The sequence below is a fragment of the Mesorhizobium sp. M0870 genome, from assembly GCF_040319775.1.
GTDB lineage: Bacteria > Pseudomonadota > Alphaproteobacteria > Rhizobiales > Rhizobiaceae > Mesorhizobium.
Genome location: NZ_JAMYOI010000007.1, coordinates 84,181 through 99,314, shown reverse-complemented (window position 1 = coordinate 99,314; position 15,134 = coordinate 84,181). Strand labels below are relative to the sequence as shown.

Below are 15,134 nucleotides of genomic sequence, written 5' to 3'. Positions count from 1 at the left end.
TTAAACCGTCAAAAAAGTGATTCTTGGATTTCGTTCTCAACCCCATGATCGAGCCGGATCACACCATTGATAAGCCATTGCGGATAGGCTTTGTGGGTCCCCATCGCGAGAACAAAACCTTTCTTCGAATACTCGACTCCAAATCTTTCCGTCATTTTTCGCAACGTTTCCGTTTCGCCATAAAGCCGTTGCCATTTGAGAAAAGTCGCCTCTATCTCCCAATCCTGACAAGTTCCTTCACGTGACCCATCTGCCGTTTCGTATTTATACTTGAAGAGAAATGGAGCTGGTTCATACGGAACTAAGCTCTTGTCCAGAAACCCAAACAGGCTATTGGCCTCCTGATCGTGCCACTTACGAAATCGCGCTTTCTCGTCCTCAAACGTAGCGCGATCTTTTCTTTCAACCACAAACTCAGCGTTCAGTGGTCGAATCAGTGCCAAACTTCGACCTCGTTCTAGTTCGGTATTAAGACTGAAAACAACATGCCGAGCTAAGAATTGGGCTCGTGATTTTTCAGACAAACTGCCCGTTATTACGAGAGAACGATGCTCCAGCCTTCGGCTCTCGCTTCTGTGGTCGCCTTTAGGAAGGCTCCAGCCATACTCTATAGTATCCCATCTACCAAACTTTTGGGCATCTTCTAGAGTCCGAAAAGCTACTGGGTATAGCCGAATCCAGTTACCGTTGAAATCTAACCCTGCACAACAGACCAGCTCCCCGTGAGTTTCTCCAACGCGCGGCGCCGCCTTTACCAAAATCACCGCCGAGTCGCGCTGAGATAGAGATGCCAATCACGCAGCCTTTAGACAAAAGCCTTTCGGTACGCCAAGATTTTTAATTGAACTCTTTCTGATTTTCAATATCTCTTCACAAACAATAGAGCGATGGCAGTCTTTGTGATCCCTTTCAAAACACATCAAGCAGATGTTTTTTGTTTCCGCCTGCAATGCCAAATCACGGATTAATTTTCCAGCTTCCTCATTCGCGATATGGCTTCTGAAAATTCGCTCGAACCGCTGACGATCGCCGCTTCGGGCAGCCAGCCGACCCTCTCTGGGATCACCAAGAATTTTTGTGTGCCGATAGTCGATCGCACAATTTTCGAGATGGTTCCTAAGCGAGTTTTTGGAGAATCCGGGCTTTCTTGACAGGGGTAAATCTCTCACATCGACAAGCAATTCAACCTTTGCTGCCTTCAGTACGGATACGAAGTCGCCAATTTCAGAACCTTCGTAGCCAATTGTCAGTAGCGCCATGGGACATCTCATTTTCTGTTACCACGGTCATAGGCCATCAAACTTGTCCGAAGCGTGACGCACGATCAATCACTAGATCGCACATTAGTGACGCCGTGCGATCGCGGTTGGCTTCGGCCGACTCCTAGCCCGCCGGCAACACCCGCAGCGTCTGCTCGTCAAACAACGGCTCATCCTGCCCGATGCGGACGAACAGCAGCTTCCGCCCCTCACCCGTGGGCACCTCGAAATACTGGATGCCGTCAGGCATTTCGCCCCAGTCGCCGCACGGCGGCTCCGGGATCTCATCGGGGCTTGCTACCGCTTTCAGTTCTTTCGCGTAGGCGGCGTCGGGGCTGAATGTGTAGCGCTTGACGGCGGCAGGCGCGGCGTTCTCGGCGTAAAGGCTCGAATTCAAGAACTTGTTTGCATCTGCCCATGCCTTAGGCTTGCCCAGCTCAAAGTCTCTCGCCATGCCATCTCAGATGGTCGTCCATGAAGCTGGAGATGAAAAGATACGAGTGATCATATCCATCCTGCATCCGCAGCTTTAGCGGAATACCTGCTTTGTTGCAGGCCGCTTCAAGCAGCCAAGGCCTCAGCCCATCGTCAAGAAATCCGTCCGACGTTCCCTGATCCACCAAAAATTCGGGGAAACGGTATCCGTCGTCGATGAGCGACGTCGCGTCGCAGGTTCGCCACGAGGCCTCATCCTTGCCGAGATACTTCTCAAAGGCCGGCCTCGACCAGCCGGCGGTGCTTGGCTGGGCGATCGGGGCAAACGCCGAGCAGCTCTTGAAACGCTGCGGATTCTTCAAGGCAATCGTCAGCGCGCCATGCCCGCCCATCGAATGGCCGGAGATAGCCTGGCGCGCCATATCGGCTGGAAATTCAGCCGCGATGAGAGCTGGCAACTCCTCGGTGACATAGGAATACATGCGATAATTCTTCGCATAAGGTTCTTGCGTCGCATCGAGATAGAAGCCGGCGCCGGAGCCGAACTGCCAGTTGTCTCTTTCATCCGGAATGTCGGCCCCGCGCGGGCTGGTGTCAGGACAGACGACGATCAGGCCAAGCTCGGCGGCCATGCGCCTGTACTCGCCCTTGTCCATTACATTAGCGTGGGTGCACGTCAGGCCTGAGAGATACCACACAACGGGACAAGGCGCCTCCCGCGCCTGCGGAGGTATGAAAACGGCAAAAGTCATGTCGCAACGGCAACTCGTCGACCAATGGGAATAGACGCCCTGCACGCCGCCATGGGCTTTCGTTTGAGAGATGATTTTCATGTGTTCTCCACGTTGCAGGCCGAATGACGGTCGGCCCCACCACTGCCACCCAGCGGCAAGCACTTGAGTCCTGCCATCGTATGGTTCTTGTGTCGACGTATCTCAGCGCGGAAAAAGAACCTCACCCATGCCGAGCACTGCGTTATCCCCGCCATATTTGTGCGGTGCGCTCCCCAGAAGCGGCCGTTTCAAAATGCCCTCGGCGATCAGATGACGATCGATGATGGCGGCGAAAACGCTCTCGGGCGCGCCACATTCGACGAAGCTCGGCGACATGCGTGCCGGCGTGCGATCGAGAAGGATCGAACCGCGACGCATCAAATAGCCGGGCATATCACCGGTGCCACCGGCCACCACCAGCGTGCCGGCGATCATGCGGCTGCCGGCAAGGTCGCCGGAGCCTTTCAGCACCGCGATCAGGCCGCGCCGCATGCGGTCCGCCGCGAAGGCGCCCGCCTTGCCCCTGACGATCAACACACCGCCGTTCATGCCGGCCAGTTCCCCAACGAGCGGCGCACCGAGGTGGTCGCCGGCATTGCCTGTTATGTCGAGCCTGCCGCCGCGCATGCCGGAGCCGGCGTATGGACCCGAATTGCCTTCGATCGTCAGCTTGCCGCCGCGCATGGCGCGCCCGGCCTGGGCGCCGGCATTGCCAACGAGGCGAACCGACCCGGTCCGCATGCCTTGCGCCACAAGGTCAAGGCGCGCGCTTCCACCTTCGAACACGATGCTTGTCGGATCGCCGCCGGCGACGCGAAAAATGTCGCCCACCTTCGATCCGTGCTTCGACATGCCGATCTGAATTCTTTCGACGTCGCGCCTTTCGATCCCGGCCAGCCGCTCCGGCGTCAGCGGCGACAGGTCAAGGCGCTCCGGCGGCTCGGTAACCAGGGTGAAGGTCAGCCCCTTCATGGCAGCATATCCTTCAGCGAGTAGATGAATTTTCCGAGCTTGCCGCCGTAATTGCCGGCGCTGATGCGAACCGCGCCTCTTTTCGGTCCGAGCTCTATGACAGCCTTGATGCCGGCCTTCATCGCGGCGGCAACTGCATCATTGGTTTCACCATCGATGACGATTTCCAGGACGGCGTTGATGTCGGGACCGAGTTCACTCGCGACGACGCCGCGCAGCGTCGGCGCGTAGGCTTCGTTGGCCGAGGCGATCATGCCTTTGTATTTGCCACCTATCTTGGAACCCGAACGGGCAATGCCGCCCGGAAACGGCACGATGGCGCCAGGCACCATGCCGATCGCAGCGACCGCGGCCTCGGCAGCGGCCAAAGCGTTGGCGCTGCTTTGCGCCATGACAAAGAAATTGCCGCCACCGACAGCTTCCTTCGTCAGTCCGGTCGTTGCTTCGCACAGGAACTCGCCATCCATGACGGGAATACGCCAGAAATGCCTGTCGCCGATCTTCTTGGAGATTTGCCAGCCGTCGCCGAAATAACGCAGCGCCGAACCGAGCTTGAGCTCGGCGCTGCCCTGCAGCCCGGCAAAGCAGGCGGAACCCGGCGAGGTCAAAACGCACTGGCCGACACGATTGAGCAGTTGTTTCTGCAATTCGTCCGTTCCCATCGCGAAAATCATGACGCGGCAGCCCGGCCGGCCATCCGGTGTGGCCGATGGCGGCAGGTCGAGATCGATTGCCGCTTCGCAGCCGCAACCGATCACCGAGGTGGCGAAGCCGGTCATCGTGATCGCCGCCTGGCGAGCCCATTTCCGGCTCGGCGCGGTGATGACGATGGCGGTTGCGCGCATGCCGAAGGCTTCGGCGAAGGTATCGTCGATCGTCACCCCATTGACGCTCATGTTCGGCATGGCACCTCGCCGAATGGCTGTTCGCGCGCAATCGCGGAATCCGGAAAATTGAACCAGTCCAGCGACAGGCCGTAGCGCTGCTGGTGATAGTCCTCGAGGCGTCGCACCATTGCCTTGTCGACAGGCGGCTTGAGCCTCAATGCCTTGCCCCAGCGGTAATGGATGATTTCCCCGTCTTGCACGACGAGATCGCCATCCTTGAAAACATACGCCGCTTGTCCGAGCATTTTCGCGATACTGCGGTCCCTGCGATAGACAGCGATGTCGGCTGTTGCACCGGCGCCGAGATGGCCTCGATCCGTCAAACCGAGCAGCTTGGCCGGCGCCGCGCGCGTCATGATGGCGATTTCCTCGAACGTGTATTCGCGGTCGATTGCGGCCAGGGTAGAGAGCGCCAGAGCGGATCGTGAAAGTCCGGCGGTCATTTCGGCGCGCGCTTCCCGGCTCATCAGCAGTTCGAACAGCGCCGGATAAGCGGTAAAAGGTGCACCGTTGGGATGATCGGTGGTGAAGAACACACGCCAGGGATCGTCGATCAGGAGAAAAAGCTCGAGCCCGATCGCCCACTGCATCGTGCCGTAGAAGTCCTTGCCATAGCTGTAGGGCACGATGCCGCCGCCATTGCCGTCACCGTCATGAATGACGGTCTTTTTGGGGTGCGCGCTGCCACGCGCCGAAAACTGCCGCATGACGTCGGAGGAGACCGTGACCGTCTGGCCGAACATGACCTGGCCGATATCGATGGTGACTTCCGGCGTCGCGTTGACCAGTTCGGCAAGCCGTGCGGCGGCGGAAGAAAACCCGCGTTTTCCTTCGGTGCCATAGCCATAGAACTGGAGGTGGGCCAGGTGCAGCGGCAGCCCATCCGCCGCTGCAATCGTCGCAGCCGCCGTATCCGCCGATCCGGGGCTGCCCAGATTGTTGCAATGGACATGCAAGGGATGCGGCAGGCCAAGACTGTCGACGGCGGCCTGCAGCGTCTTGACGATCTTGCGCGAACTGACGCCAGAGGAAGGCACGACATCGTCCAGCGAGAAGGTGCGGACGTTCTCCTTGAAGGCGGCCGCCGCACCGGCGTTGATCACCTTGACCCCAAGCGCTCGCGTCGAAGCGACCGTCCAGGCGACATAGTCCTCGATCATCGTTCGGGGGGCGTCGTCGCGGATCATCGACAACAGGAAATCGTCATTGCCGAGAATGGCGAGGGTTGCTTTGTCGATGATCGGGATGTCAGCCAGTTCGAGATGCGTGTGAAGCGCCGCTCCCGGCGACATCGCCGGCTCGACGACCGTCGTAAAGCCCATCTTTGCGTAGAGGCAGCCGGTCTGGAACGTCGACCAGCCGGCATTGGAAAGCGGCGTCGTTGCTGGCCTCACCTGATGGGCGGCATGCTGTTCGGGCAAGAGCAGCCGCGCGGTGTTCACATTGCCGCCGCCGATGTGGGAGTGGATGTCGATGGCGCCAGCCATCACGATGCAGCCGCTGGCTTCGATGATCCGATCGGCCGCCCCTCCCGCCGGCGCCGGAACGATCTTGTCGTCCTTGATCCAGAGGTCGCCCTTGCCGAGACGGCCGTTGACGGGATCGATGATGTCGCCGCCGGCGATTTTCGTCAGCATGGCAGTGCCTCGGGGAAAGCATGGGTAGCGATCAGGCGGATGATCGTCGCGGCGGAAGGCAATTGCGAGGCCGCTTGCGCATCGATCGACCTGAGCGAGCCCGTGCGGCTGGAGTAGACAACCGCATCGTGATCGACCCCAGCCTCGCCGATGGCGATGGTGACCGCGGCGCCGGCAACCGGCTCTTGCGTTTTCGTCAACGCAATCAGCGCGATGCGGCGCTTTTTTTCCTTCGGTTGAGCCGTTGTGGCGGAGATCCGCAGGTGCAGGTCGGCTTCGCCGGCAGCGATCATGCGCGCCACATCGTAACGCCAGGGATCGAATTCCGGGAAGCCGCGTGCAAAGCCGGTCCGCAGCGGAAAACCTGTCATCCAGGCCGAGGCGAGCGTGCTACCCCAGCCGTTTTCGTTCGCCGGCAGATGAAGGCCGGATGCGCGCGAGTTGCGATTGAGGTCGGCGATCAGTCCTTGCAGCATCTCCAATGCCAGGCCTTCGGCGGCGTGGCCTGAAAACAGGAACACGGGAAAACGCGCGGCCGCCAGAGCTTTGGCGAAATCATTGAAATTCGACACCGGTTGCGATGTACGCTGCCCTTTGTACTGTGCCCTCAGTGCCGCTAGCGTGGCGGCGAGGCTGGCTTGGCCACAGGAAAGTTGCGTTGCCTTGCGCCCGCCGTTCAGCGGCGACACGGACATCCCGTTTGGACCTACCACGAAGAACGCGCGCTGGTTCCCGGTCGAGAGGTCGGGAACCGTCCCGTCGAGTTCGCCAACAAGACCATGATGGATCCGCGGGATCTCGCCCACGATCACCACGACATCGGCACGCCGGCGCGTCTCTCCGGGGGCGACGGTCATTGCCCCCTTGTCGGTAAAAAGCGCGGTCTCCCGGGCAAGTGCCGCGCCATCGGCATGGTCGTATGCCGCGCCAGCCCGCTCGGCCAGCGCGATCGCCGCCCTCGTGCCGTCTATATCCGTATCAAAGCTGAAAACCGGGCACCGACTTGACGACAATAGCGACGCGGCATGCGTAGCCGCGTGCTCAATCAGCGCTTCCCGGTTGCCGATCCAAGCAACCGCCATTCGCTAAACTACTTTCTGGTGCCGGCCCGATCCTAGACGAAACTGGATTGGCCGTGAACCCCACCTTGCAGCAGATCAGCGAATGTTTTCATACGCGTCAACAAATTCCGACCCTGCTTAGTCATATTTGACGTAAGCGAAGCGTTGATCGGTCAGCGGAGTGCCTTCCAGTGCCCCGCCTTCCTTGGCCGGCTGCCACTGGACAACATCCTCGATCTTTTTCGCCAACTCGAAATCCTTGTCGGTAATGCCTTTCGCCGCGTGGTTCGTCAGGCGCACCTCGACCCAGGCATAGGAGGCGGTGATATCGGGATGGTGCCACGCCGCCTCGGCGAGATGGCCAACCGTGTTGATGACCATGAGCGTCGATTTCCAGCTGTGGGTCTTGTATTTGCGCCGGATCCAGCCGTTTTCGTAACGCCATTTCGGCAGCTCCTTGTCAAGCCGATCGGCGATCTCGGCTTCCGAATAGACCTTTTCCTTGACTGTCTCGTTCATCTCGACCTCCGCGAATTGCTCGGTCTGTCTACGCGCCGGAGCCGGCAAACACGTGGATGCATTCTCTTTGGCTTGCCCCATCGACGAAAACAGTTATCATGGTACCGGGCACCTAAACTTCCATGATGCATCCATGATGCACCCATCGGGGGGCAGATGTCGAATTCTGTTACCATACGAGTGCCCGCTCGCCTGCACCTCGGCTTCCTTGATCTCAATGGCGATGCCGGACGGCGGTTCGGCAGCGTCGGGCTTCCATTGAGCGAACCCGAAACCGTCGTCACCCTGTCGCGGTCCGGCGAGACCATCGTCGAAGACTCCGAGAGCACCCGCGCCAGCGAGCATCTGTCGACGCTCTGCAAGCATCTCGGCATTCGCGGCCAGCACCATCTGGTGGTCGAGCAGTCGATCCCCAGTCATGCGGGTCTGGGGTCCGGCACGCAGATCGCCCTTGCCGTCGCCTCGGCATTGCGCACTCTCCATAATTTGCCTCTGGATATCGTCGGCGACGCCAGCCTGCTCGAGCGGGGCGGCCGATCCGGCATCGGCATCGCAAGTTTCGAAGACGGCGGCGTCATAGTCGACGCCGGCAAGAACGACCGCGGCGGAACGCCTCCGGTCGTCGCGCGGCTGCCGTTTCCGGAAGAGTGGCGCGTCATCCTCATCCTCGACCATTCCGGGCATGGACTGCATGGCGCTGCCGAGGTGGCGGCGTTTCGTTCGCTGCCGCCATTCCCAACGGCAGGCAGCGGGGAGATCTGCCGGAGGGTGCTGATGGGCATTATGCCGGCTCTGGTCGAGCGGGACCTTCCGGCATTCGGCGCCGCCGTCACCGCGATACAGATGCTGATCGGCAGCCATTTCGCCCCGGCGCAGGGCGGCGTGTTCACCTCGAAGGGGGTCGAGATGGCGGCCCACCGTCTCAATGAAGCAGGCGCCGTCGGCATCGGCCAGAGTTCCTGGGGGCCGACAGGCTTTGCCTTCGCGCCATCGCATGACGCCGCACTCAAGTTCGTCGACGCGGTTCGGAAGACGAAAGTTGGAGACGGCCTTGAGATCAAGATCGTCAAGGGCAGGAACTCCGGCGCGAAGATCAGCTCAACCAGGCTGAATCTCGTCGGCAGCTGACGCTCCCGTTTCAGGCAGAAAGGCAAGAAATGGCCCGCAAACACATCCTGCACATGCTGACACCGTTGAAGCAGATGAGCCCCTTCGACGTGAATATGGCGCTCGACGCAGGTTTCGACGCCGTCGTCCCCTATGTCGATGTAAGCCTCGCCGAAGTGACAGGCCTGGTCCAGGACGCGATCTTTTCGCGCCCGCCGGATGCGGGTGTCGACACCGGCATCTTCATCGCCGGGAAAGATGCCTCGTTGGCGCTCGACATGTTCGACGCCGCGAAGAAGGCGATGGTGCCGCCTTTCCAGGTTTCGGTATTTGCCGATCCGGCCGGCTCGTTCACCACGGCCGCGGCGATGGTGGCCAAGGTCGAAAAGGCGCTGGAGAAGAAATTCCAGCGTGGGCTCAGGGATACGAGGGTGGCTGTTTTCGGCGCCACCGGCGTCGTCGGCTTCTGCACCGCCGTCATCGCGGCAGAGGAAGGTGCACGGGTCACACTTGTCGGCCATGACGGCATTGAAAGGGTCAAGCAGATCGCGGCCGAGATCGAAAGCAGATTCAACATCATCGTCGATGCCGCTGACGGATCGAGCGACGCCCGCAAGACAAAGCTGGTCGAGGCAAACGAAATTATCCTGGCTTGCGCTAAAGCCGGCGTCCAAGTGGTCTCCAAAGCCCAATTGAAAGGCAATGACCTGCTTATTGCGGCCGACGTCAATGCTGTTCCCCCGGCCGGCATCGAAGGATTGGCCGTCAATGCCAATGGTGATCCACTCGAAACGGCAAAAGCTGTCGGCATTGGTCCGCTTGCCATTGGCAATGTCAAATATAAGGTCGAATTCGGTCTCTTCAAAAGAATGATCGAATCCGAAAAGACGATCACGCTCGATTTTCAGGAAGCGTTTTCCCTTGCACGCGAGATTGCCAAGTAACGCCGGATCTCTTTTGATCGCGGCAATTTCAGGCCGGGCGCTGGCCGCCGCCGCGCGTCGCGCCGGTTATCGTCCGCTGGTCGCCGATTTCTTTTGCGATACGGACACCGTCGCGCTCGCAGAACGCGCGACGACATTGCCGGGCGACCTGCAGGGGGGCGTCGATGGCGAGCGCATCATCGACACGCTTCGGCGATTGGCTGGCGACGACCTCCCGGTCGCCATTATCCTGGGCTCTGGGTTTGAGCGGATGCCTGAGACCGTGGACAAGATCGCGCGACACTTTCCGCTCGCAGGCAATGGCGGCGGCGCGATCCGCAGGATCAAGGATCCGCAGTTGCTGGCTGATGATTGCACCGAACTCGGCATCCCGCATCCGCAATTGCGATGGGACCAGCCGCCTGATCCGGAGAACTGGGTGGTCAAGACCGCGGGCGGCGCCGGCGGCGGGCACGTCAGACGAGCAGCCGGAGAAAGCCCGACCGCCGGCCGCTATTTCCAGCGCTTCGTTGCCGGACGCAGCATCTCGGCCCTGTTCGTCGGCAACGGGCAAACCGCGCACATCGTGGGCTTCAGCCAACAGTGGACGTCCCCCTCCCCGACAGCGCCCTATCGCTACGGCGGCGCCGTGCGGTTGAGACGCTTCGATCGCAGACAGGCGGCGCTCATCGGCGGTTGGCTCTCAAGTCTGACGCGGCGCGCCGGCCTGGTTGGATTGTGCAGCGCCGATCTCATCCGCGGGCCGGATGGCTACAAGTTCATCGAGATCAATCCGAGGCCGGGCGCCACCCTCGACATTTTCGACGATGTCGAAGCGCCATTGATCGAAGCGCATCTGCGCGCCGCGACGGGTCAGGTCTTCCGCTTGCCGCGCTTCGTCGATTCGATGGCGTCGATGGTGACTTACGCCGCGACGCCAATCACTCACTTTCCGTCGATCGCCTGGCCTGAATGGACAGCGGACCAGCAGTCGGCTGGCACCCGTCTGATTGCCGGCGACCCTGTCTGCACGGTCTTCGCACGCGGTCCGAGCGTCCAATCGACCAAGCGGCTCATCAAGGGACAAGCCAGTCAATTGCAACTCCAATGGGAAGGAGACCGGACATGAAAGACGGTTCGGCATTCCTGAACGACAATGCACAGCGCATCGTTGACGGCATGATCGGCGACGCCGAACGCCTGCGTATCGTCGTCTCCACGGGGCCATTGGGCGAGCGCCTGATCGATGCCGGCGCCAAGACCGTCGGCAGCGTCGAAGCCGGGCTGCGCATGGCTGAGGCCGCGATGGGCGGTCTCGGCAGCGTTTCGGTGTTCATGGATCGCGCGTCACAGCAATGGCCGTTCACCGTCGAAGCGCGATCTTCGCAGCCGGTGCTAGCCTGCCTGGGCAGCCAGTATGCGGGCTGGAACCTGTCTGGCCAGGACTATTTCGCCATGGGATCTGGACCGGCGCGGGCACTCGCCCGGGTCGAACCGCTGTTCGAAACACTTTCCTATCGCGACATCGCATCGTCCGCGGTGCTTATCCTGGAGACCGCCGAACCGCCTCCCCGCGCGATCGTTGAGAAAGTGGGCAAGGCAACTGGACTGGCGACGGAAAAGCTCACCTTCCTCTATGCGCCGACACAAAGCCTTGCCGGCGGCGTGCAGATCGTTGCGCGCGCGCTCGAGGTTGCCCTGCACAAGATCAACGATCTCAAATTCCCGCTGGAGAACGTTGTCGATGGCATCGGAACGGCTCCGATCCCCGCCCCCCATCCGGATTTCCTGACCGCCATGGGCCGAACCAACGATGCCATCATCTATGGCGGCAGCGTCCAGCTCTTCGTGAAAGGATCGGCGAAAGAAGCTGGCAAACTCGCGGAAAAACTCCCAAGCAGCGCCTCACGGGACTACGGCCAACCCTTCGCCGAGATCTTCACGCGGTTCAAGGGCGATTTCTATGCCATCGACCCGCTGCTGTTCAGCCCGGCCGAAGTGATCGTGACAGCGATCGAAACCGGCGATACGTTTCGCGCCGGTGGGCGTGATCTGAAGATGCTCGAACGGAGTCTCGGCTAAGAGGATGGCGGTGCAAAGGGATTCGTCCGTCATTCGCCTGCCCGACGACTGCATTTCGTGCAGCCCTGCCGCGGACGCGGCAATGAGGGCGTGGAATCGCTCGCGCCGCCGACATTCCCGCACCCGAGAGGCCACATGATCCCTCGCATCCTGATCGTCAGCGACAAAGTGGACACCGGCTCCAACGGCCTGGCGGCAGGGCTTGGTCGGCGGGGCGCCGCCGTTGCAGCCGCGCCGCTGGCGGCTATCGCATTCGACACCGGCAGCCCGAGCGGGCTTTCGATCCCTGGCTTCGGCGGCACGCTGCCCGACGCCGTGCTCGTCCGTTCGATCGCCGCTGGATCGTTCGAAGCGATTACCCGGCGCCTCGGCGTGCTGCACGCGTTAAGCAGACTGTCGGTTCCCGTGTGGAATTCCGCGCAGGCGATCGAGCGCTGCGTCGACAAGTCGATGACGACATTCCTCTTGAAAAATGCCGGCCTGCCTACGCCACGCACCTTTGCCGTAGAAGGACTTGCCGTCGCCGAGGAGATCGCGGCGCAAGAGCTTCCGCGGGGACCGCTGGTGCTGAAACCATTGTTCGGGGCGCAAGGCCGCGGGATAAAGCTGATCCGCACGCTCTCGGACCTGCCGGCCGCAGAAGAGGTGAACAGCGTCTACTACCTTCAGCAATATGTGTCGCGTGCCGGTCCGCCTTTCCGGGATTTTCGCGTCTTTGTCTGCGCCGGCGAGACCGTGGCGATGATGAGCCGCATCAGCGACGACTGGATCACGAACGTCAACAGGGGCGGCGTGCCGGAACAGGTTTCCGAACATGGCAAGGCGGAACTGGCCTCGCTGGCTGTCGCCGCGTCAGCTGCGGTCGGCGCGGATTTTGCCGGCGTGGACATCGTGCGGGCTGACGACGGCAATCTGCTCATACTCGAAGTGAACAGCATGCCCGCCTGGTCGGGATTGCAATCGGTGGTCGCCGTGAACATCGCCGAAGCAATCGCCGATGCCTTGCTGAAACTCCTGGCCGACCGCGCCGAAGCGGCCGCCGCGCCGCGGCCCTACCGTTTCGCCGCGCCTGCGAATTCGTGAGGGCCGCTAGGTTGGCGCTATCGCGTGAACGCCTCCGGGCCAGCTACAAGGATGCCTGCAGGATGGAGATCGAAGCCCTCAAACCGGGCAACGTCCATCTGTTCGCCGACGGACACGGCATGTCGGCCGCTCAATTCATGATGAGTGCGGAGGTTTCTTCCGGGCCGCTGACCGATCCTCGTCTGCCGGTCGGACAGCGCATGCTGGAGGCGGTGCGCGCGACCCGACTGGCGGTCGCAACCAATACCAATCTCGGAATCATCCTTCTGACAGGGCCACTGATATGCGCCGCCGAAATGAGCGGTGACAGACTGCAGGACAATCTCGACTCGCTGCTTCGGGCTTTGAGCGTGCAGGATACCAAGGCGGTGTTCGAGGCGATCGTCACGGCCGCGCCAGGTGGCCTCGGAGAAGCCGCCAACGATGTGCGGCAGGAGCCGAAGATCCATTTGCTGGACGCGATGCGGGAGGCCACCGACCGCGACATGATCGCCCGCCAGTACGGCAGCTGTTTCGGCGACGTGTTCGGGGTCGGGCTCGCGGCGCTGGATGGAGCGTTGGCACGTGGAGAAACCGGCATGTGGCCGACGATATTCGTCTACATGGCGTTTTTCGCCGACTTCCCCGACAGCCATGTGATGCGCAAGCACGGCGTTGACGTCGCAAATCAGGCGCGGCAGGAAGCCGTTGCCGTCCAGGCGGCGCTCCATGCCGAGGGCGACGAACCGTCTCGCATTCGCCTGCTCATGGAGTTCGACCGTCGGTTAAAGGCCGACAACATCAATCCCGGCACCTCGGCCGACCTCACCGTGGCTACTCTTTTAGTCCACACCCTCGCCCTCACCTTGCATAATCGCGGCGTTGGTGCTTGACTTCCAAAAGCGGAAGCTGTGCTTCCGCGGCTATCTAGCCAACCGGTCCGGGCAAATCCGGACGCTGCCAACAAGGATAGCTGTCCATCGAGCGCCTGCTCGGTTGCAGCGTCCGTGGACACCATAATTGTGTCTTGGAGGAAATTGGCATGGCAAAAATCTCAAAGGTTATGGTCGGTGAATCGCTGGTGGGAGACGGCAACGAAGTCGCGCATGTCGACCTGCTCATCGGCCCGCGGGGGAGCGCGGTCGAAACGGCATTCTGCAACGCGCTTACCAACAACAAGGACGGCTTTACTTCGCTTTTGGCGGTGATCGCGCCCAATCTTCAATGCAAGCCCAACACCGTGATGTTCAACAAGGTCACGATCAAGGGCGCCAAGCAGGCGGTCCAGATGTTCGGCCCGGCGCAGCACGCCGTGGCAAAGGCCGTGCAGGACAGCGTCGCGGACGGGACCATTCCGGCCAACGAAGCGGACGACGTGTTCATCTGCGTCGGGGTATTCATCCATTGGGACGCGGCGGACGACGCCAAGATCCAGAAATACAATTACGAGGCGACAAAGGAAGCTATCCAGCGCGCCGTTGCAGGAACGCCGACCGCCGCCGAAGCAACGGCCCAGCGCGACAAGGTCAAGCATCCGTTCGCAGCCTAGACAAGAGACAGCCCCGCACAGGAAAAACCCTCTTCTGAGACGGATGGTCTGTTGCGCCGGCTGAAAAAGGTTCTGGGCTTTTGAAACGTCAACTCCCCAAGGGCGCTCGCCCGTCGGGAGTTGACGAGCGACGATTGTCAGGCGCCGAGTGACGCGAGGCGGCCGGGGGTGAGCGTAGCGTTGTGCAATGAGGTTGCGACCAGCGCCGCGGCGACACCCATCGCGGACAAGGCGCTGATGTCGGTCTCATCTCGGACGCCGCCGGCCGCGATGACGGCGCGATTTCCGGCCTTGGCCTTGACCTCCTGCAACCGCCCGAAGTCGGGACCGGCGGCCGCACCGACCTTGGCCAGCGTCATGACAATCACCTTTTGCGGCCAAAGCTCGGGCTCATCGAGAAGAGAACGCGGTCCGCAAAAACTATCGCCGACGAAATCAAGGGACAGGATGAGATCGGGATGATCGCGAAAACGCCGCAGCAACATGTCGTCCCGCTGCGATTCAGAGCCCAAAACAGGAGACAGCGAGCGTTCGGCAAGCGCCGCCAAAAGTGTCTTTTCGTCGGCCACACCGGCATCGACCCAAAGTTCCGGCGGCTCCGCCATCGTCCTCAGCCGGGCGAGTGCGTCGCTGTTTGGCACACCGCCTTCGATAGCGTCCAGATCCGCGATGTAGAAGGTCGAAAAAGGATAAAGCCCACGCAGTCCTTCAGCGACCGCGACGACATCAGGGCTTCGGCTGAGCGGCGTAACGATCGGCCTGTAGCGATCGCGTTTTCCCTGCTGGGCGCGAACCACCACGCCGTCTTTCAGGTCGAGAACCGGAATGATACGCAACGCTTTTTTCACCGACCAATTGCCCCCGTCAT

Annotated in this window: 17 protein-coding genes; 7 read left to right on the top strand and 10 right to left on the bottom strand. The window is 61.1% G+C overall.

Annotated features, from left to right (window positions below; translation table 11 throughout):
- Positions 1–8: 8 nt before the first annotated feature.
- The 9 genes from NKH97_RS11015 to NKH97_RS10975 form a co-directional block, all read right to left on the bottom strand.
- A complete protein-coding gene (locus NKH97_RS11015; protein ID WP_352796718.1) occupies positions 9–794 on the bottom strand; it encodes a DUF8758 domain-containing protein in 786 nt (261 codons plus the stop codon).
- Positions 795–1,259 (bottom strand): DUF488 domain-containing protein, encoded by a 465-nt coding sequence (locus NKH97_RS11010; RefSeq protein WP_352796715.1) that lies wholly within the window; start codon positions 1,257–1,259, stop codon positions 795–797.
- 124 nt (positions 1,260–1,383) lie between these two features.
- A complete protein-coding gene (locus NKH97_RS11005) occupies positions 1,384–1,713 on the bottom strand; it encodes a hypothetical protein (protein ID WP_352796712.1) in 330 nt (109 codons plus the stop codon).
- Complete coding sequence (fghA, locus tag NKH97_RS11000; protein ID WP_352796890.1) at positions 1,697–2,527, bottom strand: S-formylglutathione hydrolase; 831 nt, start codon at positions 2,525–2,527, stop codon at positions 1,697–1,699. The genes NKH97_RS11005 and fghA overlap by 17 nt, the downstream gene beginning before the upstream one ends.
- A 102-nt stretch (positions 2,528–2,629) precedes the next feature.
- Positions 2,630–3,439, bottom strand: a complete 810-nt coding sequence (locus tag NKH97_RS10995) for a formylmethanofuran dehydrogenase subunit C (RefSeq protein WP_352796709.1) — start codon at positions 3,437–3,439, stop codon at positions 2,630–2,632.
- Complete coding sequence (gene fhcD / locus NKH97_RS10990; protein WP_352673756.1) at positions 3,436–4,344, bottom strand: formylmethanofuran--tetrahydromethanopterin N-formyltransferase; 909 nt, start codon at positions 4,342–4,344, stop codon at positions 3,436–3,438. Before fhcD ends, NKH97_RS10995 begins: the two co-directional genes overlap by 4 nt.
- Entirely contained in the window at positions 4,332–5,963 is a 1,632-nt protein-coding gene (locus NKH97_RS10985; protein WP_352796706.1) for a formylmethanofuran dehydrogenase subunit A, read from the bottom strand. Before NKH97_RS10985 ends, fhcD begins: the two co-directional genes overlap by 13 nt.
- Positions 5,957–7,045 (bottom strand): tungsten formylmethanofuran dehydrogenase, encoded by a 1,089-nt coding sequence (locus NKH97_RS10980; RefSeq protein WP_352796703.1) that lies wholly within the window; start codon positions 7,043–7,045, stop codon positions 5,957–5,959. Before NKH97_RS10980 ends, NKH97_RS10985 begins: the two co-directional genes overlap by 7 nt.
- 117 nt (positions 7,046–7,162) lie before the next feature.
- On the bottom strand, positions 7,163–7,543 hold the full coding sequence (locus NKH97_RS10975) for a 4a-hydroxytetrahydrobiopterin dehydratase (protein ID WP_352796700.1): 381 nt from the start codon (positions 7,541–7,543) through the stop codon (positions 7,163–7,165).
- Between the two features lie 156 nt (positions 7,544–7,699).
- Between NKH97_RS10975 and NKH97_RS10970 the strand changes: the two genes are divergently transcribed.
- The 7 genes from NKH97_RS10970 to fae all read left to right on the top strand — a co-directional run bounded on the left by NKH97_RS10970 (position 7,700) and on the right by fae (position 14,266).
- Positions 7,700–8,671 (top strand): beta-ribofuranosylaminobenzene 5'-phosphate synthase family protein, encoded by a 972-nt coding sequence (locus NKH97_RS10970; protein ID WP_128303333.1) that lies wholly within the window; start codon positions 7,700–7,702, stop codon positions 8,669–8,671.
- Positions 8,672–8,700: 29 nt separating this feature from the next.
- On the top strand, positions 8,701–9,594 hold the full coding sequence (locus NKH97_RS10965; protein WP_023810423.1) for an NAD(P)-dependent methylenetetrahydromethanopterin dehydrogenase: 894 nt from the start codon (positions 8,701–8,703) through the stop codon (positions 9,592–9,594).
- 13 nt (positions 9,595–9,607) lie between these two features.
- Positions 9,608–10,702 (top strand): ATP-grasp domain-containing protein, encoded by a 1,095-nt coding sequence (locus NKH97_RS10960; protein WP_352796696.1) that lies wholly within the window; start codon positions 9,608–9,610, stop codon positions 10,700–10,702.
- Positions 10,699–11,655, top strand: a complete 957-nt coding sequence (gene mch, locus NKH97_RS10955) for a methenyltetrahydromethanopterin cyclohydrolase (RefSeq protein WP_352440197.1) — start codon at positions 10,699–10,701, stop codon at positions 11,653–11,655. Before NKH97_RS10960 ends, mch begins: the two co-directional genes overlap by 4 nt.
- A gap of 135 nt (positions 11,656–11,790) precedes the next feature.
- Positions 11,791–12,738: an ATP-grasp domain-containing protein gene (locus tag NKH97_RS10950; RefSeq protein ID WP_352440196.1), complete on the top strand. Its 948-nt coding sequence runs from the start codon at positions 11,791–11,793 to the stop codon at positions 12,736–12,738.
- Positions 12,735–13,610, top strand: coding sequence for a triphosphoribosyl-dephospho-CoA synthase (locus NKH97_RS10945; RefSeq protein WP_352440195.1), 876 nt, complete (start codon positions 12,735–12,737; stop codon positions 13,608–13,610). The genes NKH97_RS10950 and NKH97_RS10945 overlap by 4 nt, the downstream gene beginning before the upstream one ends.
- 149 nt (positions 13,611–13,759) lie before the next feature.
- Positions 13,760–14,266 carry a formaldehyde-activating enzyme gene (gene fae / locus NKH97_RS10940; RefSeq protein WP_013532036.1) on the top strand — a complete coding sequence of 169 codons (507 nt, stop codon included), beginning with the start codon at positions 13,760–13,762 and terminating at the stop codon, positions 14,264–14,266.
- A 137-nt stretch (positions 14,267–14,403) separates the two neighbouring features.
- On the opposite strand, the gene NKH97_RS10935 is transcribed toward fae, so the two are convergent.
- Positions 14,404–15,114 carry a HisA/HisF-related TIM barrel protein gene (locus tag NKH97_RS10935; protein ID WP_128303328.1) on the bottom strand — a complete coding sequence of 237 codons (711 nt, stop codon included), beginning with the start codon at positions 15,112–15,114 and terminating at the stop codon, positions 14,404–14,406.
- Positions 15,115–15,134: the final 20 nt, after the last annotated feature.

What these genes read in the sequence shown, in the direction of transcription:
- NKH97_RS11010 (WP_352796715.1), bottom strand. Translation starts at nt 1,259, where the DNA reads ATGGCGCTACTGACAATTGGCTACGAAGGTTCTGAAATTGGCGACTTC.
- NKH97_RS11005 (WP_352796712.1), bottom strand. Translation starts at nt 1,713, where the DNA reads ATGGCGAGAGACTTTGAGCTGGGCAAGCCTAAGGCATGGGCAGATGCA.
- fghA (WP_352796890.1), bottom strand. Translation starts at nt 2,527, where the DNA reads ATGAAAATCATCTCTCAAACGAAAGCCCATGGCGGCGTGCAGGGCGTC.
- NKH97_RS10995 (WP_352796709.1), bottom strand. Translation starts at nt 3,439, where the DNA reads ATGAAGGGGCTGACCTTCACCCTGGTTACCGAGCCGCCGGAGCGCCTT.
- fhcD (WP_352673756.1), bottom strand. Translation starts at nt 4,344, where the DNA reads ATGCCGAACATGAGCGTCAATGGGGTGACGATCGACGATACCTTCGCC.
- NKH97_RS10985 (WP_352796706.1), bottom strand. Translation starts at nt 5,963, where the DNA reads ATGCTGACGAAAATCGCCGGCGGCGACATCATCGATCCCGTCAACGGC.
- NKH97_RS10980 (WP_352796703.1), bottom strand. Translation starts at nt 7,045, where the DNA reads ATGGCGGTTGCTTGGATCGGCAACCGGGAAGCGCTGATTGAGCACGCG.
- NKH97_RS10975 (WP_352796700.1), bottom strand. Translation starts at nt 7,543, where the DNA reads ATGAACGAGACAGTCAAGGAAAAGGTCTATTCGGAAGCCGAGATCGCC.
- NKH97_RS10970 (WP_128303333.1), top strand. Translation starts at nt 7,700, where the DNA reads ATGTCGAATTCTGTTACCATACGAGTGCCCGCTCGCCTGCACCTCGGC.
- NKH97_RS10965 (WP_023810423.1), top strand. Translation starts at nt 8,701, where the DNA reads ATGGCCCGCAAACACATCCTGCACATGCTGACACCGTTGAAGCAGATG.
- mch (WP_352440197.1), top strand. Translation starts at nt 10,699, where the DNA reads ATGAAAGACGGTTCGGCATTCCTGAACGACAATGCACAGCGCATCGTT.
- NKH97_RS10950 (WP_352440196.1), top strand. Translation starts at nt 11,791, where the DNA reads ATGATCCCTCGCATCCTGATCGTCAGCGACAAAGTGGACACCGGCTCC.
- fae (WP_013532036.1), top strand. Translation starts at nt 13,760, where the DNA reads ATGGCAAAAATCTCAAAGGTTATGGTCGGTGAATCGCTGGTGGGAGAC.